The 23489-nt window shown below is 72.2% G+C and carries 15 protein-coding genes; 8 read left to right on the plus strand and 7 right to left on the minus strand.

Annotated features, from left to right (window positions below):
* Position 1 precedes the first annotated feature (1 nt).
* Positions 2 to 982 (minus strand): LLM class F420-dependent oxidoreductase, encoded by a 981-nt coding sequence (locus AB0J06_RS03485; protein WP_357424378.1) that lies wholly within the window; start codon positions 980 to 982, stop codon positions 2 to 4.
* A gap of 103 nt (positions 983 to 1085) precedes the next feature.
* Between AB0J06_RS03485 and AB0J06_RS03490 the strand changes: the two genes are divergently transcribed.
* Both AB0J06_RS03490 and AB0J06_RS03495 read left to right on the plus strand, forming a co-directional pair.
* Positions 1086 to 1940: a DUF1028 domain-containing protein gene (locus AB0J06_RS03490; protein WP_357424139.1), complete on the plus strand. Its 855-nt coding sequence runs from the start codon at positions 1086 to 1088 to the stop codon at positions 1938 to 1940.
* A 20-nt stretch (positions 1941 to 1960) separates the two neighbouring features.
* The gene (locus tag AB0J06_RS03495) at positions 1961 to 2716 is read left to right on the plus strand and encodes a DUF3159 domain-containing protein (RefSeq protein ID WP_357424141.1); all 756 of its coding nucleotides are present in this window, start codon (positions 1961 to 1963) and stop codon (positions 2714 to 2716) included.
* Between the two features lie 637 nt (positions 2717 to 3353).
* Here AB0J06_RS03495 and AB0J06_RS03500 read toward each other — a convergent pair.
* Positions 3354 to 4346, minus strand: a complete 993-nt coding sequence (locus AB0J06_RS03500) for a hypothetical protein (RefSeq protein ID WP_357424143.1) — start codon at positions 4344 to 4346, stop codon at positions 3354 to 3356.
* 58 nt (positions 4347 to 4404) lie between these two features.
* Here AB0J06_RS03500 and AB0J06_RS03505 point away from each other — a divergent pair, with 58 nt between their 5' ends.
* On the plus strand, positions 4405 to 4626 hold the full coding sequence (locus AB0J06_RS03505) for a hypothetical protein (RefSeq protein WP_357424145.1): 222 nt from the start codon (positions 4405 to 4407) through the stop codon (positions 4624 to 4626).
* Between the two features lie 245 nt (positions 4627 to 4871).
* On the opposite strand, the gene AB0J06_RS03510 is transcribed toward AB0J06_RS03505, so the two are convergent.
* Positions 4872 to 7778, minus strand: a complete 2907-nt coding sequence (locus AB0J06_RS03510; RefSeq protein ID WP_357424147.1) for a glycoside hydrolase family 48 protein — start codon at positions 7776 to 7778, stop codon at positions 4872 to 4874.
* Positions 7779 to 8745: 967 nt separating this feature from the next.
* On the opposite strand from AB0J06_RS03510, the gene AB0J06_RS03515 reads away from it, so the two are divergent.
* The 3 genes from AB0J06_RS03515 to AB0J06_RS03525 all read left to right on the plus strand — a co-directional run bounded on the left by AB0J06_RS03515 (position 8746) and on the right by AB0J06_RS03525 (position 12284).
* Positions 8746 to 10224, plus strand: a complete 1479-nt coding sequence (locus AB0J06_RS03515) for a GH1 family beta-glucosidase (RefSeq protein ID WP_357424149.1) — start codon at positions 8746 to 8748, stop codon at positions 10222 to 10224.
* A gap of 61 nt (positions 10225 to 10285) precedes the next feature.
* Positions 10286 to 10543, plus strand: coding sequence for a hypothetical protein (locus AB0J06_RS03520; protein WP_357424151.1), 258 nt, complete (start codon positions 10286 to 10288; stop codon positions 10541 to 10543).
* Positions 10544 to 10772: 229 nt separating this feature from the next.
* Positions 10773 to 12284, plus strand: a complete 1512-nt coding sequence (locus tag AB0J06_RS03525; protein WP_357424153.1) for a protein kinase — start codon at positions 10773 to 10775, stop codon at positions 12282 to 12284.
* Positions 12285 to 12319: 35 nt separating this feature from the next.
* Here AB0J06_RS03525 and AB0J06_RS03530 read toward each other — a convergent pair whose 3' ends face one another.
* The 3 genes from AB0J06_RS03530 to AB0J06_RS03540 all read right to left on the minus strand — a co-directional run bounded on the left by AB0J06_RS03530 (position 12320) and on the right by AB0J06_RS03540 (position 16978).
* Positions 12320 to 12742, minus strand: a complete 423-nt coding sequence (locus AB0J06_RS03530; RefSeq protein ID WP_357424155.1) for a roadblock/LC7 domain-containing protein — start codon at positions 12740 to 12742, stop codon at positions 12320 to 12322.
* The gene (locus AB0J06_RS03535) at positions 12739 to 15465 is read right to left on the minus strand and encodes a nitrate- and nitrite sensing domain-containing protein (RefSeq protein WP_357424157.1); all 2727 of its coding nucleotides are present in this window, start codon (positions 15463 to 15465) and stop codon (positions 12739 to 12741) included. The genes AB0J06_RS03530 and AB0J06_RS03535 overlap by 4 nt, the downstream gene beginning before the upstream one ends.
* Positions 15466 to 15568: 103 nt before the next feature.
* A complete protein-coding gene (locus AB0J06_RS03540) occupies positions 15569 to 16978 on the minus strand; it encodes an FGGY family carbohydrate kinase (protein ID WP_357424159.1) in 1410 nt (469 codons plus the stop codon).
* A gap of 285 nt (positions 16979 to 17263) precedes the next feature.
* Here AB0J06_RS03540 and AB0J06_RS03545 point away from each other — a divergent pair, with 285 nt between their 5' ends.
* Positions 17264 to 19213 (plus strand): chorismate-binding protein, encoded by a 1950-nt coding sequence (locus tag AB0J06_RS03545; RefSeq protein ID WP_357424161.1) that lies wholly within the window; start codon positions 17264 to 17266, stop codon positions 19211 to 19213.
* Positions 19214 to 19521: 308 nt separating this feature from the next.
* On the plus strand, positions 19522 to 22284 hold the full coding sequence (locus AB0J06_RS03550; protein WP_357424163.1) for an EAL domain-containing protein: 2763 nt from the start codon (positions 19522 to 19524) through the stop codon (positions 22282 to 22284).
* Here AB0J06_RS03550 and ugpC read toward each other — a convergent pair.
* A complete protein-coding gene (ugpC, locus tag AB0J06_RS03555) occupies positions 22275 to 23480 on the minus strand; it encodes a sn-glycerol-3-phosphate ABC transporter ATP-binding protein UgpC (RefSeq protein WP_357424165.1) in 1206 nt (401 codons plus the stop codon). The genes AB0J06_RS03550 and ugpC overlap by 10 nt on opposite strands.
* Positions 23481 to 23489 lie beyond the last annotated feature (9 nt).

Genomic DNA, 23489 nt, shown 5'->3' on the forward strand with positions numbered 1-23489 from the left:
GTCAGAAACCTTCCACTGTGGTCGGCCCGAGTCGCGCGGCCATGGTGGCGAACGCCGCTGTCCCGCCGGCCTCCAGCTCCGGAGTGGGCAGCAGGGCGATGACCGGGGTGGCGACGCCGGCGTCGGCGTAGCGCTGCACCTGCGCCCGGCACTCCTCGGGTGACCCGTGCAGCACCAGGTCGTCGACGAGCTCATCGGGGACGGCCGCGAGCGCGCCCCGGCGGTCGCCCGCCGCCCATGCCTCCCAGACCGGCCCGAGCACGCTTTCCCGCCCGAGCCACCGGTGGAACTCGGCGTAGGCCGGCACGGTGAGGTAGGCGGTGATCATCCGCCGCCCCAGATTCCGCGCGTACCCGGCGTCCTCGGTCGGGCAGACGAAGATCCGGGCGGCCACCTCGAAACCCTCGCGCCGCTCCCCGACCTCGGCGACCACCCGGGGCACATCGGACGCGGCGAGCCAGTTGAGGATGACGCCGTCGGCCTCGGCCCCGGCCAGCCGCAGCATCCGGGGCCGCAGCGCGGCGAGCAGGATCGCCGGCGGCACCGCGGGCGGCCGTTCCAGCCGGAACCGCCGTACCGCGAACGTGTCGTACTGCTCGTCGACGGCCTCGCCACGCAGCGCCGCACGCAGAAAGCGCAGCATGTCGCGGGTGCGACGGTACGGCTCGGTGAACGGCACGGCGTTCCAGTCCCGTACCAGCACTGGCGACGAGGCGCCGATGCCGAGCGCGAAGCGGCCCGGCGCGGCCTCGGCCAGCGCGGCGGCGGTCATCGCGAGCAGCCCGGGACCGCGGGTGAAGACCGGGACGATCGCGGTCCCCAGCCGCAGCTCCGGCTGCCAGGCGGCGGCGAGCGCGAGCGGGGTGAACGCGTCGACTCCGGCGACCTCCGACGACCAGAGGTCGGTGAAGCCGGCCTGGGCGAGCGTCGAGTAGATCCCGGCGTGGTCGGCGAGCGGGACACCGCTCAACGGCACGGTCATGCCCCAGCGAGTGGTCACCGACTGATCCTGCCCGCCAACCACCGGGCTCGGCAAGATCTCCCGGGGTTCCGCAATTCGTCGATGGGATCGGTAACCTCGCGGTGTGACGTTCTCGATCGTGGCGCGTTCCGCCGACGGCCGGCTCCACGGGGTCGCCGTCGCCAGCAAGTTCCTCGCCGCCGGCGCGTACGTGCCGGCCGCCGAGGCCGACATGGGCGCGCTCGCCACGCAGGCGTACGTCAATCTCGCCTACCGGCCGCAGGGGCTGGCGCTGCTGCGCACCGGCCTGTCGGCGGCCGAGGTGGTCGCCGCGCTCGTCGCGACCGACGAGGGGCGGGCGCAACGGCAGTTGGGCGTCGTGGGCGCGACCGGCGACGGGGTCACCTACACCGGCGCGGAGTGCCATGACTGGGCGGGCGGGCAGGGCGGACCCGGTTGGGCGGTGCAGGGCAACATCCTCGCCGGCCCGCACGTGCTCGACGCGATGCGCGACGCGTGGCTCGCCGGCACGGAGGAGCAGCGCTTCGCGGAGCGCCTGGTCGCGGCGCTGCACGCCGGCGACCGCGCCGGGGGCGACCGGCGCGGCCGGCAGAGCGCCGGGCTGCTGGTGGTCGGCAAGGGCGCTGGGTACGGCGGGACCACCGACGTCGTGGTCGACCTGCGCGTGGACGATCATCCCGATCCGGTCACCGAGTTGGCCCGACTTCTCTCCGTACACGTGATGCTCTTCGAGCGGCCCGACCCGGACACGCTGCTCGACCTCGCCGGTGACCTCGCCGACGAGGTGGGCGCGCGGCTCGCCGCGGCCGGGCAGTTCTCCGGCGGCGACCTCGACCATGCGCTCGCTTCCTGGGCCGGCATCGAGAACCTCGAGGAGCGGATGGTGCCCGGCCGGATCGATCCGGTCGTGCTGGCGCATCTGCGCAGCACCACTCCCGACGAAGTTAGGCTAGCCTAACGAAGAATCGGGGGGTGGGTATGAGGTCGCAGGACGATCGGCCGGAATCGCTGGGCGACCTGCTCGGCGGTCGCGGCGGCGCGATCGACGCGACCCTCCCGCCGGTCGCCTTCGGCGTCGGCTGGCTGCTGACCGCGCACTCTGTCTGGGGCGGCGGGCTCGCCGCGCTGATCGCCGGCGCCGCCGTCGCGCTCTGGCGGCTACGGCGCGGCGACCGCCCCCGGTCGGTGCTCCTCGGCCTGCTCGCCGTCTGTCTCGCCGCCCTCATCGCGCTGCGCACCGGTCGGGCCAGCGACTTCTTTCTGCTTCAGCTCGCGTCCAACGCGGCGAGCGCGTTGGCGTGGATCGTCAGTATCGTGGTGCGCTGGCCGCTGCTCGGCGTAGTTGTCGGCACCGTGCTCGGTCAGCGGGGGCGGTGGCGGCGCGACCCGGAACTACTGCGGGCGTACCGCCGGGGCAGTTGGGTGTGGGTGGCGCAGTACGCGATCCGGCTCGCCGTCTTCGCGCCGCTCTACTACGCCGACCAGGTGGTGGCCCTCGTCGCGGCCCGGGCGCTGCTCACCTGGCCACTGGTGGCCGCATGCCTGGCGGTGAGCTGGTGGGTGATCCGTCGCTCGCTGCCGGCCGGACACCCCGGCCTGCGCCACCCGATCGAGCCGCCGGCCGCAGAGCGGCCCACCGCCCAGCCCGACTCCGCGGAGCCCGCGTCCGACGGGCCGCCCGCACCTGCCGATCCGGAAAAAGTTGGCCCCCCACAACGAGCGGATGCGGAGTAACCTACTGCCGAGGAGGGGCCGCTTCCCCCGTGGCGGCCTCTCCCCTATTTTTGCCATGACCTGGCCGCCCGACCGTGCCCCGATCGACCGATCACGATTACTTTCGGTGCGTGGCGCTGCGTGTCGAGTCAGCACATCCCTCGGGACGCGATGGTGACCAGCGGCGCGGGGCGGATCGGCCTCATGACGGCGCCCCGGCCCCTCACGACATACGAAGCTCAGTCGAGTGACTAGAGTGGCGAGGCTGTCCGCACCTGTGCGCACCGAGGAGGCCGGCGTTCGTGGCCGAGCACCAGACTGACCCCGCCGCCGAGCCCGACTCGCCCGACTCTGCGCAGAATGCTGGCAAACGCCCCACCACCGGCCGTCGTGATCAGACGCGATCCGCGGCCGAGGCCACGGCGGCGCAGCCGATCGTTCGCTCGCGGCGGGTGGCGACCGAGCCCACGATGGAGCATCCGGTCGTGCGGCAGCGGCGGGCGACGGGGGCAGCACAGCGCTCCACTCCGGCGTCGCTCCCGACGCCGGCGGACGCGAGCACGCCCGCCGAAGGCGCGGGCCCGGAGCCCGTCATTCCCGCGCCGCGGCGCACCGCCGCCCGGCGATCCGTCGGCGGGGACACCGACGCCGTCGCGGGTCAGACCGGCGACGGCGAGCGGCGGCCGACCCGGCGCGGACGGCACCACCGCCCCGACGACGAGTCGGAGACCACGCCGCAGCCCGCCGATCGCGCTCTCGTGGCGCGCTCCGCCGACCCGTCGGCCACCATGGAACTGCCCCACATGATCGCCGCGCTCGCCGCCGCGGCGACGCGACCGACGGCTACGACAGGTGCGACCCCGTCCACACCGCCGACTCGGTCCCGCGCGGCCGCTTCGAACAAGGCGGCGGCACCGCCGGTCGAGGCCGCTCCGGCGACGCCACCGGCGAAGGGTCCGCCTGCGACACCACCCGCGACGTCCGCGCCGACGACGCCACCGGTCGAGGCCGCGCTGATGACGGCGACGGAAACGCCCGCGGCCGCGAAGACGGCGAAACCACGCGGAAAGCTGAGCCGAAAGGTCAGGAAGGCGCTGGCCGAGCCGGCGCCGCCGGTCAAGGCGACCGCACCGGTCGCGCCCACCGCCCTGGCCGGGGTGCCGAACGCCGGGGTGCGAAACGCCACGGTGCCGAACGCCACGGTGCCGACCGTCGCGGCGACGACCGCCGCAGCGGCAGCACCCGCGGTGCCGGCCGCGGTGCCCGGAGCCGCCGCCGGTGCGGCCACCACCGAGTTGCCGCGCATCGCCGCTCCCGACACGACCGCGTCGACGGCGCCCGCGACGTCCGCTGAGGACGCGCCGGCGCGGCGGAGCGGGTTCGGCCGATGGGGCAGGAAGTACGGCTGGCTCGCCGCGGCGGGGGGTATCGCCGGCGTGGTCCTGCTCTGCTCCCTGTCCTTCGTCTCCGGCGCCGGGCCGACGTGGAACTCCGCCGACCCGACCGGAACCCCCACCAGCCCGTCCGTCGCGCCGACGGCCTCCACGACGGTCGCCGCCGGAGTAACGCTCTCCCCTTCGCCGTCGCCGTCCCGCACGAAGGCGTCACCGAGTCCCCGCATCAGTTCGGCGAAACCGACGCCTCGCCGCACGCAACCGCCGCCGAAGCCCGTCATCCTTGGACCGAGCGACGGCCGTGCCCTGTACGCGATGCTCAACGAATACTGCGCGAGCACCTCGAACGGGCAGGCGCGGGCCTGGCTGCGTGACATGCGCGGATCGGCGGAGAACAACTGGCTTTGCCGTCAGCAGGGCCGGCCGGACAGGGTCATCGACATGACCGCCGCCTGCGTACGCGAGTACGGCAAGGGCGCGGTCGCCCGCTACACCGACCGCAACGACCTGACCTCGTGGCGCTGTTTCAGCCGCTGATGCCACCGGCACACAGGACGTGGTCGTCTCGCCCCGCAACGGGGCGGTAGACGACCACGACCCGGGGTGTGGTGGGCCGGCCGGACCGCTGCGTTGTCCGATCCGGCCAGCCCACCACCGTTGGCCTGACCGTGGGAATCAGGCCGTCCATGGCCGGCGCTCAACCGTCGGCGCCGCTGCGACGGGTCGAGGCGCGGGCCGCCGAGCGGTCCGGATGGGCGGCAGCGCCGCCCATCCGGACGGACTCAGCCGGTGGGAAAGAGACTGCCGAAGTCGGCGAACGCCATGGCGATGTCCGACTGGGCCCAGAAGCGGTGGTACCGGAACTGCGGCGCGGCGCCGCCGTTGAGGTACGCCTGGACCTTCGGCCAGTCCGGGTCGTTCTTGTAGAACGAGCGGATGTCGAGGAAGGTCTTGCCCGGGGCGATGGCGTCACCGTTGGGCATGGTGCCCGTCCAGCCCGGCGGCAGGTAGAGGCCCTGGCCGGTGGAGGCGTTGTAGACATCGTCGAAGCGGCCGTAGTCGGTGCGGGTCTCCACCGTGGAGATGCCCTTCGCCTCGGCGTTGGCGTACATCGCGTCGAGCAGCCCCTTGGCGGTGTTCTTCGCCGCGGCGTTGCCCGACTTCGCCGCGTACCACATCAGGGTCCGGGCGTACGCCGCACCGACTCCGACGTCGCGACCCTTGGCCGTGACCTCGACGTGCAGGCCGGTGTTGGCCGCCGGGCTCGACGGGTTCCACGTGGCCGGCGCGCCGGTCCACCTCAGGTCGGACGGGATCTCGAAGTTGCCGCCGGTGCCGATCGTGGTGTTCGCGATCGCCCACGGCACCCACTTGTCGAGGATGGCCTTGGCCTTGGCGTTACCGGTCGCGTAGTAGAGCTCCGCGACCCGGTGCAGCGACCAGACCTGCATTCCGAACCACTGGTTGCTGCCCGGGTCCTCGTAGACGGGGTGGTCGTCGTAGAACATGCCGTAGAAGGTCGGCTTGCCGGCCGGCGGCTGGGCGTACGAGCCGTCCCAGCTGTTCGTGGCGCCGCCGGCGATGCCGCCCTCGGCGGACTGCAGCCACTGGTAGAACTCCAACTGCCGGTTGAGGCTGTTGGTCCAGTCCGTCACCGCGGTCGGCGACTTCGGCTTGAGTTCGGCGACGTTGGTCAGCGCCCACGCGGTCATGGGGTTCTGGTAGCCGAAGTGGTTGTGACTCGAACCGATCCGCCACGACCAGCCGGCGGCCGCGTCGGTGGCACCACCCCAGGCGTAGTACCAGGACATCAGGTAATGCGCGGAGTCCTTACCGGTGCCGGCCGGGCAGGCGGAGGCGCCGACACAGTTACCGATCTTCTTGAAGTACTTGTCGAACATGGCGTACCGCAGGTAGTCGCCCATCTTGGCGGCCTTGGCCACCGTGGCCGCCACGTCGGCCTCCTTGCCCTGCGCCTTGGCCCAGGTCAGCGCCCAGTAGGCGGCCTGGATGGCGCGGGCGTCGGCGTCCGGCGCGTTGGTGTACTTCCACTGCTTCGCGGGGCTGCCGGAGTCCTTGATGGAGATATCGAGGTAGCCGTACGGGCCGCCGTGCTTGAACGTCTCGCAGGAGGGCTGCGGCACGGTCTCCCACACCGACTCCTGCGGACCGCGCTGGAAGGTGTTGATGTACGCGGGCCGGGTGGTGCCGTCACCGCAGCGGCCGAAGCCGTACGTGTTGTCGACGTCGAGCAGCCAGTGCATGCCGTAGATGTCGCCGGTGCCGTACGTCGACTGCAGCTCGCTGCGGAGTGGGTCGGCTCCGACGGGCACGTTGGGCTGCAGCTGTGAGGGGTACTGGCTGGGCAGGTTGTACTCGGCGGCGTACTGGGGGGTGCCGTTGACGCCGGCGGTCGGCTGGTCGGCGTGGGACGGAATGATGTATTTCTCCGTCACCGTCCAGGCGTTGTTGAACGGCGCCCAGTTCTGGGTGACCCGCCCGTACTGCGCCTCCATCCAGATCCAGAAGCTGAACGCCTCCGAGGTGGTCTCGTGGCCGTGGTCGGGCGCCTCGACGATGAGCGTCTCGATCGAGTGGTAGGGCACCCCCTCCGGGCTGAAGTAGCCGGAGTTCTTGATCTTGTTGTACTGCTCGAGGAAGCGCGCGGTGTAGGGGTTGCTGCCGCCCGGGGTGTCGTTGTCGATCTCGGTGACGGCGATCGGCAGTGGGGACAGCCCGGTCGCGGAGGCGGTCACCGTCGCGGTGCCGCTCACGGTGTCGGTGTCTTCCGCCGCCGCGACGGTGACGCTGACTCCGGTGTTCCAGTTGGCCGGGGTCAAGGTCACGGACGTGGGGTTCACTGTGACGTCCGCGTCTCCGCTGCGGGCCAGGCTCACCGGCACGTTGCCGCTCGGCGCCGCGCTGAGCTTGAGGTTGACCGTGCCGCTGCCGCCCTCGGCGACGCTCAACGACGACGGCGTCGCGACGAGTTGCGGACCGGAGGCCGGGTTGACGGTGTACGACTTCTCCGAGACGGCGGTGAGATTGGTGTTGTCGTACGCCCGGGCCTGCACCGTGTAGCTTCCGGCGGGCTGGTTTTCGAGCGTGTACGCGTACGGCGCGGTGGTGTCGGTGTTGACCAGCAGGCCGTTGCGGTAGAACTCGACCTTCGCGATGCTGCCGTCGGGGTCGCTGGCCGTCGCGGACAGCGGCACGGTGGCCGGCGCGGTGAAGGGTCCGGCCGGCACGGTCAGCGCGACCGTCGGCGGCTGCTGTGCGGTGCCGCCGCAGGTCACCCCGTTGATCGAGAAAGAGGTGGGTTTGGCGTTGGTGCCGCTGTACGTGCCGTTGAAGCCGATGTTGGTGGACTGGTTGGTGCCGAGGTTGCCGTTGTACGACAGGCTCGTGGCGGTGACCTCGTTGCCGGACTGGGCCCAGGTGGCGGACCAGCCCTGGGTGACGCGCTGGTTGCCCGGGAAGGCGAACTTGAGCGTCCAGCCGCTGATCGGGTCGCCGATGTTCTTGACCGTGACGCTGGCGGTAAAGCCCGTGCTCCAGTCGTTGGTCGCATAGACCACGTCGCAGGAGGTGGCCGCGTTGGCGACGCCGGGGACGACGGCGACACCTCCCACGACCAGCGCGCCGGTGGCGAGTAACGCCAGCCGTCGTCTTGTGGCGGTGAGTTCCATTTCCTGACTTCTCCTCGCGGACCGGGCCGGGGCCGCGAGCCCCGGCTGGGCGCCGTCCGCGCGGCGTGCCGCGGGTAGGGCGGAAAGCGCCTGGAAGGTGGTCAACCCGTCCCGGACCGGGGTCGGCGTACGACGGAGGGGCGCCGGACGTGGCGGCTCCGGTCAGTGCGGGGCGCCGTGCCGAAACTCGGATGCCCTGAGGCGGCCCGCGGTCGCGTGCGTTGGCTCCCTCACGCGATAGTTCGACAGTCTTCCATGGGAGCGCTCCCGCAGCAAGTGGAGTCGGCTGTGACTCCATTGAGGACCGCGGCCTGCGGGGTTCGACCCGCGGCACAAGGGGCACGCGAGGTGCCGCTTGTTTCGATCATGTTTTGGGTCTTTCACAAAGCCGTTACGGCGACTACAGTCCAGACCAACGTCGATGGGAGCGCTTCCATCGATAAGCGTGCAAGTCCATGACGCTGCACCACATGGACGTGCCACCCGACATCACGAGTGGCACGAACGCCCAGCCGTGAGGCTGACGGCGGGCCAGCCCGGACTCCGCCACCAGCCGACCACCACTCGCTTCGAGAGGAGGTTGCACCAGAGCCACTCGCGTGGCCCGGCTCCCGCGCGGCACGCACGACCCCGGACGCCAGTTCTGTTCGTGCGTGTGAAGAAGTGATCGTGGGGGCGGGGGTTGCCCTCCCCGTCCCCACGCTACCCCGTCCGGAGCTACGGGGGATATCGGCCGACGGGACAGGCGCAGCGCGCCGGAACCGGTCGGCCGTCCTGCGTTCCGGCACGTGCGCGACGCCCCCGGGCTTCCGGCAACGTGCCCGCAGATCGGAGCGGGCCTCGGACAAGGCAGGCCACCGTCGCCAACCCGACGACCGATACCCCGCCCCGGAGCTTTGCCGGTATCGTTTGGGAGCGCTCCCGGAATCTTGACGAGGATCGGCCCACTCCCGAGGAGACCCCGACCATGCCCGTACCGACCCGGCGTAACCTGAACCACCCCGCCGCCGGCACCGCAACCGCCGCCGGGCTCTCCGAAAGCACCAGCATCGCGGGCACGCCCGACGATCCGCTCCCCCGCGGCGACGACCCGCGGCGCGACCCGAGCCCCGAACAACCACTCAGCCTCCGCTTCCCGGACGGGTTCGGCTGGGGCGCGGCGACCTCGGCGTACCAGATCGAGGGGGCGACCAAGGAGGACGGCCGGGGCGAGTCCATCTGGGACACCTTCAGTCACACCCCGGGTCGCACCCGTGGCGGCGACACCGGCGACGTCGCCATCGACCACTATCACCGCTACCTCGCCGACCTCGACCTGATGAGGGAACTGGGGCTGCGCACGTACCGGTTCTCCATCTCCTGGCCGCGGGTGCAGGCCGATGGGACCGGCCAGCCCAACCAACGCGGCCTCGACTTCTACCGCCGCCTCGTGGCCGGACTGCACGAGCGCGGGATCGAACCCATGGCCACCCTCTTCCACTGGGACCTGCCGCAGGCATTACAGGACCTGGGTGGTTGGGAATCGCGCGAGGTGGCATACCGCTTCGCCGACTACGCCGACGCCGTCTTCCGGGCGCTCGGCGCCGACGTGCCGGTCTGGCTGACCATCAACGAGCCCAAGACGGTGGTCCAGAACGGCTATATCCACGGCCACCACGCGCCCGGCCGACGCGGCGACGAGCCGGCCGCCTACCTCGTCGCACACCACCTGCAACTCGCGCACGGACTCGCCGTGCAGGCGCTTCGGGCCACCGGCAACGGCGGGCGGATCGGACCGGCGCTCAACCTGCACCCGTGCTACCCGGCCGACGACAGCGCGGCCGCACGCGAGGCCACCGCGCTCTACGACGGGTACGAGAACCGGCTGTACCTCGACTCCATCCTCACCGGCGCCTACCCGGTGGACGTGCTGGCCGACCTCGGCCCGCACAGCCGGATGGTGAACGCGATCCGCGACGGTGACCTGGCCGTCATCTCCGCCCCGGTCGACCTGCTGGCGGTGCAGTACTACACCCCCATCTACGTCACCGGCGACGGCGGCGCCGTGCGGAAATGGCCGACGTCCGAGGCGGACTGGCAGCAGATCTACCCGGACGGGATGTACGACACGCTCACCCGGGTGACCCGCGACTACGGCCGGATCCCACTCACCGTCACCGAGAACGGCCTGCCCACGCCGGATGTGCTCGGCGCCGACGGCACCATCGACGACGCCGGCCGGGTCACCTTCCTGCGCGACCACCTCGCCGCCGCGCACCGGGCGATCGCGGACGGGGTGCCGTTGGAGAGCTACCACGTCTGGTCCCTGCTGGACAATTTCGAATGGGCGGAGGGCTACGAGCAGCGCTGGGGCCTCATCCACGTCGACTACCCCACGCAGCGGCGCACGTTCAAGCGCAGCGCCCACTGGTACCGCCGGGTCATCGCCAGCAACACCGTGCAGTGACATCGGTGGCGCGCGCGGGGTGACCGGCCCGCCTCGACAGGGCCCATCGGGAGGACCCGCCATGATGGACAGTCCGGCGAAACGTCCGGTCACCGGACCGCAGCTCGCTCTGCTGCGGCGCGGGCTCGGTGCACGCGGCCGGGTGGAGCGATGGACCGAACTCAGCGGCGACCTGATCGGCACCGACTTCGCCTTGTTCACGCGGGTGGAAGGCATGGCGCTGAGCGAGGTCGGGAACGGCTACCGAAAATTCATCGACGGCGAGTGCCGCAGCTCCTCGATGGCTACGCGGCCGTTGCAGCGACCCCGATCGAGCTGACCGCACGCACCCGGCGTCGGCTCGCTCTCTACCCGAGCTACCGCTACCTGATCATGGCTATCGAAGGAGCCGCCCGCAGCCGGGACGGCGCGGCGCGGACACAGTTCGAGGGACGGCTCTGCGGCCTGCCCGACGCCCGGCTGACCGCCCTGGGTGACCCGTCATACCGTCGGTTGCGCTCCGCCATCCGCCGGGACGGGACCGGTATTTCCGCCGTACGCTGGCCACGGTGTTTACTTCAGGGCTTCGGCTGCACGAGCGTTACACCCTGGCCGAACAGATCGGCCAGGGCGGGATGTCGGATGTCTGGCGGGCCGTGGACGAGCTGCTCGGCCGCCCCGTCGCGGTCAAGGCACTCGCCCCGACGGTCGATCCCGCGCTCCGGGCGGCGACCCGGCGCGAGGCCCGCGCGGCCGCCCGGCTCACCCATCCCCACGTGACCCAGGTCTACGACTACGGCGAGGCGACGCTGCCCGATGGTGAGGTCGTGCCCTACCTCGTCATGGAGCTGGTCGAGGGGCGCAACCTGGCCGAGCGCCTCGAGCACGGACCGCTGCCCTGGCCGGCGGCGACCCGGGTCGCCGCGCAGGTCGCCACCGGGCTCGCCGCCGCGCACCGGCTCGGCGTGGTGCACCGCGACATCAAGCCCGGCAACGTGATGCTCACGTCGACCGGCGTGAAGATCCTCGATTTCGGCATCGCGGCGCTCGCCGACGGCGGCCCCGACCCTGACGGCGGCTGGCTCGTCGGCACCCCGGCGTACGCGGCGCCCGAACGGCTGAAGCACGACGCCGCGCACCCGGCGACCGACGTCTATGCCCTCGGCGCCCTGCTCTACGAGTGCCTGGCCGGGGAGCTCCCGATCGCGGTGGCCAGTTGGTCGGAGGCGGCCAGCGCGCACGAGGACGACGTGCCGGTCGAGCCGCCCGCCGTCCCCGGGCTACCTCCGGTGGTCGCCGAGCTCTGCCTCGCCTCCCTCTCGCGCGACCCGGACGCCCGCCCGGGCGCCGAGCAGCTCGCCGCCGAGCTGAACGCGACGCTCGGCGTGATCACCGAATTCCCGGACCCGGTCACCGGCGCGCCGCACATCCCACACCAGCAGCCGCGTACCGTCCCGGACCGCCCCGTCGCGGCGTCGGCCGGCGGGTCGCTGCCCCGCCCACGGTTCATGGCGTCCGCGCCCGTCACCGTCGCCCACCCGCCGCCACGTGAGCTGGAGACGGGGTACGAGCCGTATCTGATGGAGGACGCGGCGCCCCGGTCCCGGCTCGCGACGGTCGTCGTCGCCGGTGGGGTGATCGCCGCGGGGCTCAGCGTCATCATCGCCTCGGCGGCGTTCCTCAGCACCCCGCAGGCGCCGAACGGCGTGGCGGCGGGCGGCACGCCACCGGCGGCCACCGCCCCGGCCGTCGTGCTCCCCTCGCCGCCGGCGGCCACGGCGCGCCCGCTGCCCAGCACGCCGCGCTCCGCAGTGGACGAGATCGATTCACTCCTCGGCGAAGCAGTGGCCGCCGGACAGATCCGCGAGGACTTCGCACGCGATCTGCGCAAGCACCTGGACGACGTGCGTGAACGTGTCGCGGAGGGACGGGACCCGCGCAGCAAGGCGCAGGACCTCCGAAAGAAGATCACCGATCGGCGCCGGGAGGGCGCCATCCCCCCGGACACCGCGACCCGGCTGGAACTGCTGCTGCTCCCGCTGCTGTTCGACGGCGAGCAGCAGCGGGACGGCAACAACTGACGGCGTCGGTCAGCCGGCTCGCGACGCCGCGTCAGTCAGCGCGGCAACGCCTGCTGAAGCTCCTCACGCAGCGCCGGGGTCAACATCTCCCCCGCCTGCTTGGCCAGCCGCGCCATCTCGTAGCCCACCACGCCGACGTCCGCGTCGCCCGCGGCGAGTGTGGCCAAAATGGACCCGTCGCGGATGTTCATGACGAGGAAGTATCCGCGCCCCATCTCCACGACCGTCTGCTTCACCACATCGCCGTCGAACATCTGCGCGGCACCCGTGGTGATGCTCGACAGCCCCGAGGTCACGGCGGCGAGCTTGTCCGCGTGATCGCGGGGCAGGTGGTCCGACACCGCCACCAGCAGTCCGTCGGTGGAGACGACGATCGCGTGCGCCACCCCCGGAACACGCTCGGCGAACGCGCTGACCAGCCAGCTCAGGTCACGGGCCTCTTGGCTGAGCGTCTTCAATCTTGCTCCTCTTCGCTGTGCCGGGTGACCGGCACCATGGTTATCTCGGTAGTGTCCTCTGCTTCTGCCCGCCGTACGCCCCCGTAGAAACGCGACAGCATGCCGCCGACGGCGTCCGGGTCCGACTCCAGCCGCGACGGCGCGGCCGGAACCGCCGACGCGGACTCGGTGACCACCGGCAGCGCCGCCATCGGCACCCGCACCGGCAGGCCGCTCGCGCTGATCCCGGCCGTCACGGGAACCTCCGCCCGCGCCGGGGTGACCGGCGTCGGCGCGACCGGTCCACGTTGCCGCTCCCACCAGACACTGCCGGCGCCGTTCCCCGCGCCGGTCGCCGAGGCGATGATGTCCTCGGCGCGGGTCGGCATCGTCCTCCGCACGGGGCGGGACGGGACGGGCGGCGTCGCGGTCGCCTCGGGCGGCAGCGGGGGCGTCGCGGGCGGCAGCGGGGCCGGCTCGGGCGGCAGCGTGGCCGGCTCGGGACGGCGGCCCGCGACGGGCAACTCCAGCTCGTCGACGAAGACCGGAGGAGCTGCGCCCGCCGCAGTAGCGACGACCGGCTCGGCAGCGGCGAGCCCCCGGTCGTTCGGCGCGGCCACCGCGACGCCGTTGGGGGCGGGCAGCGCCACCGCGTTCGCCGGGTACGGGCGGGTGGGATCCGCCGTGGCGGGGCCGCTGAGCATCGGCCGGGCGGGCGGCTGTTGCAGCTCGGCCGGCGGCGGCGACGCGAGGACGGAAGACGGCAGCCACACGCCCGCCACGATGCCGCGGCCGGCGGCCCGCAACTGCACGCGTACGCCCTGTCGGGCGGCGAGGTGGCTGACCACGAACAGACCCATGCGCTCGGAGGCCGCGACGTCCGCGGCCGGTGGGGCCGACAACAGCGTGTTGGCCTGCCCCAGCGCCGCGGCCGTCATGCCCAGGCCCTCGTCGGCGATCTCGATCAGCACGCCGTGCTCGCCGTCGCCGCCGCCGGTCATCTGCACATTGGTGTACGGCGGGGAGAAGGCGGTGGCGTTCTCCAGCAGTTCGGCCAGGAGGTGCACCAGATCGGCCACCGCGTGACCCACGATGTGCAGGTTCTCGGCGACGTCGTGGCGCACCCGCGGATACTGCTCGATCTCCGCCATCGCCGCGAGCATCACGGCCGAGACCGCCACGGGTTGGCTCCACCGGCGGGTCGCCTCGGTGCCCGCGAGAACCAGCAGGCTCTCGTCGTTGCGTCGCATACGGGCGGCGAGGTGATCGAGCTTGAAGAGGTTGTCGAGCTGGTCGGGATCGTTCTCCTCCCGCTCCAGCTCGTCGAGGAGTTCGAGTTGCCGCTCGACGAGCACCTGGCTCCGTCGGGCCAGGTTGACGAACATCGCGTTGACGTTGCGACGCATCGCGGCCTGTTCCACGGCGACGCTGACCGCGCTGCGGTGGACCGCCACGAACGCCTCGGCCACCTCGCCGATCTCATCCATCGACCGGACCGCGGCGGGCGCCACCTCGATCTCCGGTATGCCCGCGTCAACCGCGCGCAGCCGGTCCAACGTGTCAGGCAGGTCGAACTGCGCCACCTGCAACGCCTGGCTGCGCAGCCTGCGCAGCGACCGGGCAATGGAGCGGCCGACGGCAACCGAGATCAACAGAGCGGTGAGCAGCACGATCAGCACGGCCCCGGCGACGAGCAGGGTCTGCCGTAGCTGCGCGGAGCTGCGCGCGCCGGCCTCGTCGACGGCGTTGGCGAGCACCTGCTCCTCAACCTGGCGCAGCAATTGGTGCCGGTCCTGGCTCAGCGCCCACCAGTTGGTCGGATCGAGCACCACGGGGCTGCCGCCGCTGGCGAAGAACGTGCTCTCCTCCAACGCGACCGCGGCCTTGAACCGGCCGTCGTCGGCGGCGGACTGGTAGCGCAGGACCTGCCGGCTGGTCGCCGTGATCTTGAACTCCGCGATCGCGGTGAGCTGCTGCGCGCGCAGGTCGGTGAGCTCCACGAGGTCTTCCGGTCCGTACCGCCCGGCGCGTGCGGCGCTGTAGATCCGGGTACGGATCCGCGAGCCGACCTCCTTGACCCGGGCGAGTTGGACATACCGCAGGACCGAGTCGGTCAGGTCGGGACGCTCCACGCCGGGCGAGGGCTCGGCGAGGAGCGTGAGCAGCGCCTCGATGGATCGCGTATAGCCGCCGGAGACGGTGCCGCTGCTGACCAGTCCGCCCGCCACCGACGCCCGCAGGCCGGGAAGCTGCTCCAGAGACTCGGTCACCCGGCCGTACGAGACCTGCCAGGCGGCGTCACCGAGCGCCAGCGGGGCGGCGGCGGTGCGGAATTCGGCGAGGGTCCGGTCGACCGCCTCGTAGTGTGGTTTCAGCGCCAGGTCGCCCAGCACCGGGTCGTATCGCGTGGGCGCCGACTTCCGGGCGGCGAGCTCGCCGGCGCTGCGGTCGCGCTCCTGCTGCAGCTCGTGGACGAGCGCGGTGATCTCCTGGCCGACCGCCACCTGACGGGAGAATTCGCGGAGCACCGTCGCCTGGGCGACGAGCGAGCTGGTCTGCACGGCGGCCAGCACGAGGAACGCGACCGAGGGGATGACCAGCACCGTGGCGAGCTTGGTGCGCATACGCCAGTCGCGCAGCCGGAGCCGTGACCGGCGCCGCTGCGGCGCGACCCGGGTGTCAAGCCGGCGACGGCGATGGTGCGGCACCGCGCCATTCGACGGTCCCGGGGCAGCAACCACCACGCCTCCAAGTGTCACTCACCTCGATACGGGCCGCGCCGAGGAGCGGAGTCCATCCAACCAGGCGGCTGATCGGTGTCAACGCGTCCACCTGCGGTAAGGGACACTAAGGAGTCTGCGGCTGACCGGGTCCTGCCGGTCCCGGCGAGTCGCCCTCATCCGTCCGGCCGATGGCGCCGAGCCATCCCGCCTCATCGAGACGGCCGAGCGCCACCAACGCGGCGCCCGTCGCGCCCACCTCCGGATCGGTCACCCGGCGCACCGTCCTCGGCGCCAGGGCCCGGTGGAACGAGCGCCGCCACCACGGTGAAGCGGCGACCGCGCCACCGCCGAGCACGACCTCGACCGTCCGATCCACTGTCGACTCGATCACCCGCAGATCGGTGGCGATCTGCCGGCACACCCCGTCCATCAGGCCGGCGAGCAGCTCCACGGCCGTGGTGTCGAAGCTCAGTCCGGCGAGCTGCCCGGAGCCCGGCGGGGCCTGCCCCGGCGGTCGGTCGCCGCCGAACCGCGGATCGGCCCGTACCCCCTCACCCGGCGCGAGCCCGTCGAGCGCCGCGTCGAGCGCGGCCCCGTGCGGCAGTCGCAGTTCGCGCCGCGCCCACGCGAAGAGGTTGCCGCCGGAGGAGTAGGCCGTGCCGGTGACGACGCGCTCGTGGTCGACGCGGTAGCGCCAGAGGGTGGCCGGCAGCGGCGGCAACGGGCGCCCGGCGGGCACGGACTGAACCAGACGCACAGCCGCCGAGGTGCCGACCGTGACGGCGGCGCGACTCTCGTCGACGCAGCCCGAGCCCACGTTCGAGGCGGCGCCGTCTCCGGTCGACGGCGCCCAGAGCGCGTCCCGCAGGGCCGGCCAACGCCGGGCGAACTCGGGACGCAGCCGGCCGCGCCAGCCGGCCCCGGCGAGCGGCGGCAGCTCACCCGGACGGACGCCGGCCAGCTCACACGCCTCGGCGTCCCACTCCAGCGTCGCCAGGTCGAGCATCCCGGTGCCGGAAGCCTGGGACACCGACATCGGCGCACCGTCGAGCAGGACGCCGAAGACGTACTCGGCCAGCCCGACGAAGCGCATCGGCGCGGAGCCCAGCCGCTCGCGCAACCAGGGCAGCCGCACGGTCCAGTAGAAGCGGTGCCACCAGGCCCCGGTGCGGTGGTGGAACGCCGCCTCGTCGACCGGTCCGCGGGTCCCGGCGGGCAGCGTGGCCCGGGTGTCGAGCCAGGCCATCAGCGGACCGAGCGGCACGCCGGTCGCGTCGAGCGGAAGGACCGAATGCCACTGACCGGCGGCGGCCACCAGCTCGACGCCGTCGAGCCAACCGGCCGCGGCCAGTTCGTCGAGACACTCGACGACGGCCGCGAGGTAGATCGCCACGTCCACGGTGGCGGCGCCGTCGCGGCCCTGGGTGATGACGACGGCGCGCCGGGCCAACGCGCCCGGTATCGGCCGCGCGGCGTTGTCGAGGACCATCGCCCGCGCCGACGATGTCCCGAGGTCCAGCGCCAGAATGCTCATCGCCGATCACCGTACCGAGCCGCTCCGCCGACCGCGCCCCACCCGCTGGCCCGGCCGCGCCCGGTCCAGCATCTGGACGGCTCTTCGACCGCCCTTGTCGCCGAACGGTCGCGCTCGTACTCTTGCCCCCATGCCCGCGCGACTCAGCTCCTGGTGGCCCGCCATCCCGGCGGCCCTCCTCCGCGCGTAGCTCACCCACGCGGCCGCCCATCGAGGCGGCCGCCGCGTTTCCCCCGGCGCACCGGCCGCCTCCCCCGGACGGTCCACGGCCCGAGGAAACGACACATGATCCTGCTGGAGCAGCTGCTCACCGCCGTCGCCGACGGCACCGATCCCGGTCCGTTCGCCCTGGTACGCCGCGAGGGCGCGGATCAGCTGGAGATCTTCACCGGCACCGTCCGGAGCGTCGACCGGCTCGCCGACATCCCGCTGCCGCCCGGCCCGCCCGGGCCGCGCACGCTGGCCCTGGTGCCCTACCGGCAGATCGCCGAGCGCGGCTTCGCCTGTGTCGACGACGGCGCGCCACTGGAGTGTCTCGCGATCACCCGGCACGAGGCGGTGCCGCTGGCGTCGGCGCTGACCCTCCTCCCCGACACCGGGATCCCCACCACGGGCGGCGGTTTCGACCTGTCCGACGACGAGTACGCCGGGATCGTCGATCGGGTGCTTCGCGACGAGATCGGCCGGGGCGCCGGGGCGAACTTCGTCATCCACCGCACCTATCAGGCGCAGCTGGCGGACGACGTCACCCCGCTCGCCGCGGCCCTGACCGCGCTGCGCCGGCTGCTTCTCGGCGAACGGGGCGCCTACTGGACGTTCCTCGTGCACACCGGCGCCCGTACGCTCGTCGGCGCCACGCCCGAGCGGCACGTCAGCGTGACCGACGGCCTGGCGATGATGAACCCGATCAGCGGCACGTTCCGGCACGCCGCCACCGGACCCGACCGGGACGGCCTGCTGCGCTTCCTCGCCGACCCCAAGGAGATCGACGAGCTCTACATGGTGCTCGACGAGGAGCTGAAGATGATGGCGACCGTCGCCGAACACGGCGGCCAGGTCATCGGCCCCTACCTCAAGGAGATGTCCCACCTCGCGCACACCGAGTACCTGCTCGCCGGCCGCGGCTCGCTCGACGTCCGCGAGGTGCTCCGCGAAACGATGTTCGCGCCGACGGTGACCGGCAGCCCGATGGAGAACGCCTGCCGGGTCATCGCCCGGCACGAGGGGCGGGGGCGCGGCTACTACGCGGGGGTGCTCGCGCTGCTCGGTCACGACGAGGACGGACGGCAGACGCTGGACGCGCCGATCCTGATCCGCACCGCCGACCTCTCCCCCGCCGGCGAGCTGCGGGTCTCGGTCGGCGCGACCCTGGTGCGTCATTCCACCGCGCAGGGCGAGGTCGCGGAGACGCACACGAAGGCGGCCGGCGTGCTCGCCGCGCTCGGGCTGCGACCCGCGGCCGCGCCCCGGCCGGCCGAAGCCGACGGGGCGCGGCTCGGCGACGACCCCGCCGTACGGGCGGCGCTGGCCGCCCGTAACGCGCGGCTGGCCCGTTTCTGGCTCGAGCAGCGCGCCCCGGGGGCGGCCACCCGCGCCGAGCTGGCCGGCCGGCGGGTGCTCATCGTGGACGCCGAGGACACCTTCACCGGGATGCTCACCCATCAGCTCCGCGCCCTCGGCCTGGAGGTGACGGTGCGGCCCTGGTCCGACCCCGGTGACCCGGCGGAGGCCGATCTGGTGATCGCCGGACCGGGTCCGGGCGATCCGCGCAGCGACGACGACCCGAAGATGACCGCGGTACGGCGGTTGATCGCGGAACGGCTCGACACCGGCCGGCCGTTGCTCGCGGTCTGCCTCGGTCACCAGCTCCTCGCCGGGCTCCTCGGACTGCGCCTGCATCGGCGGGACGCCCCCTACCAGGGGCTGCAGCGGGAGATCGACCTCTTCGGCACGCCGCGGCGCGTCGGTTTCTACTCGACCTTCACGGCCCTGGCCGACACGGCGATGCCCGCGGGCACCGACGAGGTGGCCACCGCGTACGGGCGGGTGCGGTTGGCCCGCGACGCGGCCGACGCGGCGGTTCACGCGCTGCGCGGGTCACGCTTCGCCGGGGTGCAGTTCCATCCGGAGTCGGTGCTCAGCCAGGACGGGATGGCGGTCCTCGGTGACCTGGTCGCCGACCTGCTGGCACCGTCGACGCTGACCGCGGTCTCCCCCGCCGGGCTTTCCGGATAACACGCTTTCCGGATAAGCGGGGCCGGCGGGCGATTCGGCCCCGGTGATCCGGGGTAGGCGTAGGGGCAACCGGTGGTACCGGGCGGGTTGAGAGCCCCCGCTCGGGCCACCGGTCCATCGTCCACGGGGGCGGGTGGGCGTCCGGTCGCCGGCATAGGGAATGTGCCCGGTCAGGACCAAATAGTCCGAACTTTCTCCCCCCTCCTCCTCAGGCGCGCCCCCCGCCGGACGATCTGCCGTCTGCGATATCGGTGATGGCCGCGTCCCCTGACGCTGGACGTCCGACGTGGCGGGGAGGCGGGGCAGACGTGTCGGCAGGGTTGACGTTGGGGGTGCTGTCGCCGTTCCTCGGCGGCTGGTACTTCGGCGGCATCCTCTCCGGGATCACCGGCGCCGCGACCGCTGCCGGCGCCAACGTGGTCGCCGTGCAGACCCTCGACGCCGGCACCAACCGGCTGGAACTGCGTGAACCGCCCTCCTTCGCGCACCCCGTCGCGTGGGAGCACGCGGCCGGTTACATCGTGGTCGCCAACGCCGTGAACGACGCGTACGTCGCCGCCCTGCGGCGCGACGGCAAGCCGGTCGTCGCGATCAGCCACGGCTTTCCCGGCCTGGACTGCCCCGTCGTCCTTCCCGACAACAGCTCCGGGATCCGGGCGGCGGTGCACCATCTGATCGGACACGGACATCGCAGGGTCGCGTTCGCCGGGCACCTGGCCGGCGACGACATCCGGGAGCGTCATGAGGCGTACCGGGAGACGCTGCTGGCCGCGGGGATCGACGCAGACCGGTGCCTGACGTTCGACACCGGCGACAACCTGGAGTCCGGCGGCGAGCGGGCCGCGCGGTGGATGCTGGCCGCCGGGCTGCCCGCCACGGCGACGATCGCGGCGACCGACTCCACGGCGCTCGGCCTGATGGCGGCGCTGACTGCCGCCGGCTGCCACCTTCCCCGGGACCAGGCGATCATCGGCTTCGACGATCGGCAGGCCGCCGCCTACGCCACGCCGACGCTGACCAGCGTGCATCAGCCGCTCAGCGAGATCGGCCGCCGGGCGGTCACCGAGCTGATCCGCCAGGTCAACGACGGCGTACGCGGTCCCGCTCGGCAGCATGTCGAGACCTCGCTCGTCATCCGCGAGTCCTGCGGCTGCCCGGAAACGGTCACGCCGGAAACGGTGACGCCGGGATCCGGGCTGACGGAGCCCGCCCGGCCGGCATCAGCCGCCGGATTCGGCACGCTGCCCGCGGCGATGCGGACCCCGGCCGACGCCCGGTTCTCCGAGACCAACCATCTGCAGGCGACGCTGACCCAGCAGTTCGAGGTGAGCATGGACCTGCTCCGCGGCCACCAGGAGGACCCGCGGCAGCTGGGTTGGCTGGGCCGCACCTCGGCGACCGCGGGCTGTCTCGCGCTCTGGAGCGGCGAGCACGCCGTCCGGACCGGACGCGATTCGGCACTGGAAATCGCCGGCGTCTTCGCGCGGGACGGGTCCGGCGCGCCGGCACCCGTACCCGGAGCGGCGACCACGGTCGCCGCGTTCCCGCCACCGGAGTTCATCGCCCTGGCCGGCGAGCACCCGAACGCGGTCGTCTACGTCGTCCCGACGAAGGTCCAGCAGAGCGACTGGGGGCTCCTCGCGATCGTGGACGGGGTGGACCCCCGGGTCGGCACCGGCCGGGAGCCGATCAACCAGTGGGCCGCCCTGCTCACCGTCGCCCTGGATCACCAGGCGATGCTCGGCACACTGCGTCGGCAGGAGGCGAGGCTGCGCAGCGGGGCGCTCTACGACCACCTGACCGGGCTGCCGAACCGGGCGCTCTTCCTCGACGAACTCGGCGTCGTGATGCGACGCGGCCAGAACGGATCGGAGCCCGAGTTCGGGGTGCTCTTCCTGGACCTCGACGACTTCAAGGTGATCAACGACAGCCTCGGGCACTCGGCCGGTGACGAGTTGCTGGTGCAGGTGGCGGAGCGGATCCGGGCCGGGCTCTCTCCGTCGGACCTCGCCGCCCGGTTCGGGGGCGACGAGTTCCTGGTGCTGCTCGACGCCATCGGGCATCGGCGCGTCCCGGTCGAGGTCGCCGACCAGCTGCACGCCGCGCTGGCCCGACCCTTCCCCGTACAGGGACAGGAGGTGGTGATCTCGACCAGCATCGGGATCACCCTCGGCGACCCCCGCTACGACGACCCCGAGGCGCTGGTGCGCGACGCCGACATCGCGATGTACTCCGCCAAGTCGCGGCGCAAGGGTTCACACGCGATCTTCGACGTGACCATGCACGACCGGGCGGTGAGCCGGCTGCGCACCGAGACGGAACTGCGGCAGGCGCTCGAACGCGACGAACTGGAGGTGCATTACCAGCCGATCGTGGACCTGCGCACCGGAGAGACGCATGGCTTCGAGGCCCTGCTCCGGTGGCGTCACCCGACGCGCGGCCTGATCCCGCCCGCCCAGTTCCTCGGCGTCGCCGAGGAGAGCGGCCTGATCCTGCCGATCAGCCGCTGGGTCCTCGGCGAGTCCTGCCGCCAGCTCGGGATCTGGCAGCGCGTCTGGGGGCGCACCGACCTCCGCATCAGTGTGAACATCTCCGACCGGCAGTTCTGGCACGACAACCTCGCCGAGGACGTCGACTGGTACCTGCGCCACAACCGGCTCGCCGCCCGTTGCCTCGCGCTGGAGATCACCGAGGGGGTGATCATGCGCAACATCGATCGGGCGCGCACGATTCTCGAGGAGCTGCACCACCTCGGCTGCGAGGTGCACATCGACGACTTCGGCACCGGCTACTCCTCGCTGGAGGCGCTGCACCAGCTGCCGATCGACGTACTCAAGATCGACCGGTCGTTCGTCTCCCGCCTCGGCGCCGACCGCAGGAGCGCCGAACTCGTCCGCACGATCGTCCTGATGGGACACAACCTCGGCCTCGAACTGATCGCCGAGGGCATCGAGACGCCCGCCCAGCGCGACCACATCATGCGCCTCGGTTGTGTCCTCGGTCAGGGCTACCTGCTCGCCCAGCCGATGCCGGCCGCGCAGGCGGAGGAACAGATCCGCACCTACCGCTGAGCGGGTTCGTCGACCGCCACGTCGAGCGTGAGGTTCCGCCCGTTGTTCGGATCGAACAGGTGGACCTTGTCCAGGTTGAACCAGACCCGCCGCGGCTCACCTTCCCGTACGGACGACTCGGCCGACAGGCGGGTGACCAGGTTCGACCCGGACGAGGGCAGTTCGCCCGCGCCCGCGTCGGCGGCCAACTCCTCCAGCTCGGCCGCGCTGGCCCGCTCCCCCTCCAGCGAGAAGTACACGTACTTGTCCGAGCCCATCGATTCGACGAGATCGACCGACGCCTCGAACTCCGCTCCCCGGTCCCGCGCCTCATCGTCGACGAGCGCGGCGTCCTCGAAGTGCTCGGGGCGGATGCCCAGGATCAGCTCCCGCGACCCGTCGCCCGCGTCGAGCGCGCTGCGGATCCGTCCGTCCACCGGCAGATCACCGACGGCCGTACGCAGGTGTCCGTCCTCCACCACGGCGTGCAGGAAGTTCATCGAGGGTGAGCCGATGAAGCCGGCGACGAAGAGGTTGTTCGGCCGGTCGTACAGCTCCTGCGGCTCGCCGACCTGCTGGATCGCCCCGCCCCGCATGATCACCACCCGGTCGCCGAGCGTCATCGCCTCGGTCTGATCGTGCGTGACGTAGACGGTGGTCGTGCCGAGCCGCTTCTGCAGCCGGGACACCACCGTGCGCATCTGCACCCGCAGCTTCGCGTCCAGGTTGGACAGCGGCTCGTCCATCAGGAACGCCTTGGGGCTGCGCACGATCGCCCGCCCCATCGCGACCCGCTGCCGTTGGCCGCCGGAGAGGTTGGCCGGCTTGCGGTCCAGCAGCGGGGTCAGCTCCAGCACCTTCGCCGCCTCCTCGACCTTCTGGTCGATCTCGGCCTTGCTCAGCTTCGCCAGCTTCAGCGGGAAGCCCATGTTCTCCCGCACCGTCATGTTCGGATACAGCGCGTACGACTGGAACACCATCGCGATGTCCCGGTCACGCGGCGCCTTGTCGTTGACGGTCTGACCGCCGATGCGCAGCTCGCCCGAGCTGATGTCCTCCAACCCGGCGATCATGTTGAGCGTCGTCGACTTACCGCACCCCGACGGCCCGACCAGGATCACGAACTCGCCGTCGGCGATCTCGAGGTCGACGTCGCGCACCGCGACGGTCCCGTCCGGATATTTCTTGCTCACCTTGTCCAGCACGATGTCAGCCACGAGCTACCC

Source organism: Micromonospora sp. NPDC049679 (genome assembly GCF_040659735.1).
Taxonomy (GTDB): Bacteria; Actinomycetota; Actinomycetes; order Mycobacteriales; family Micromonosporaceae; genus Micromonospora_I.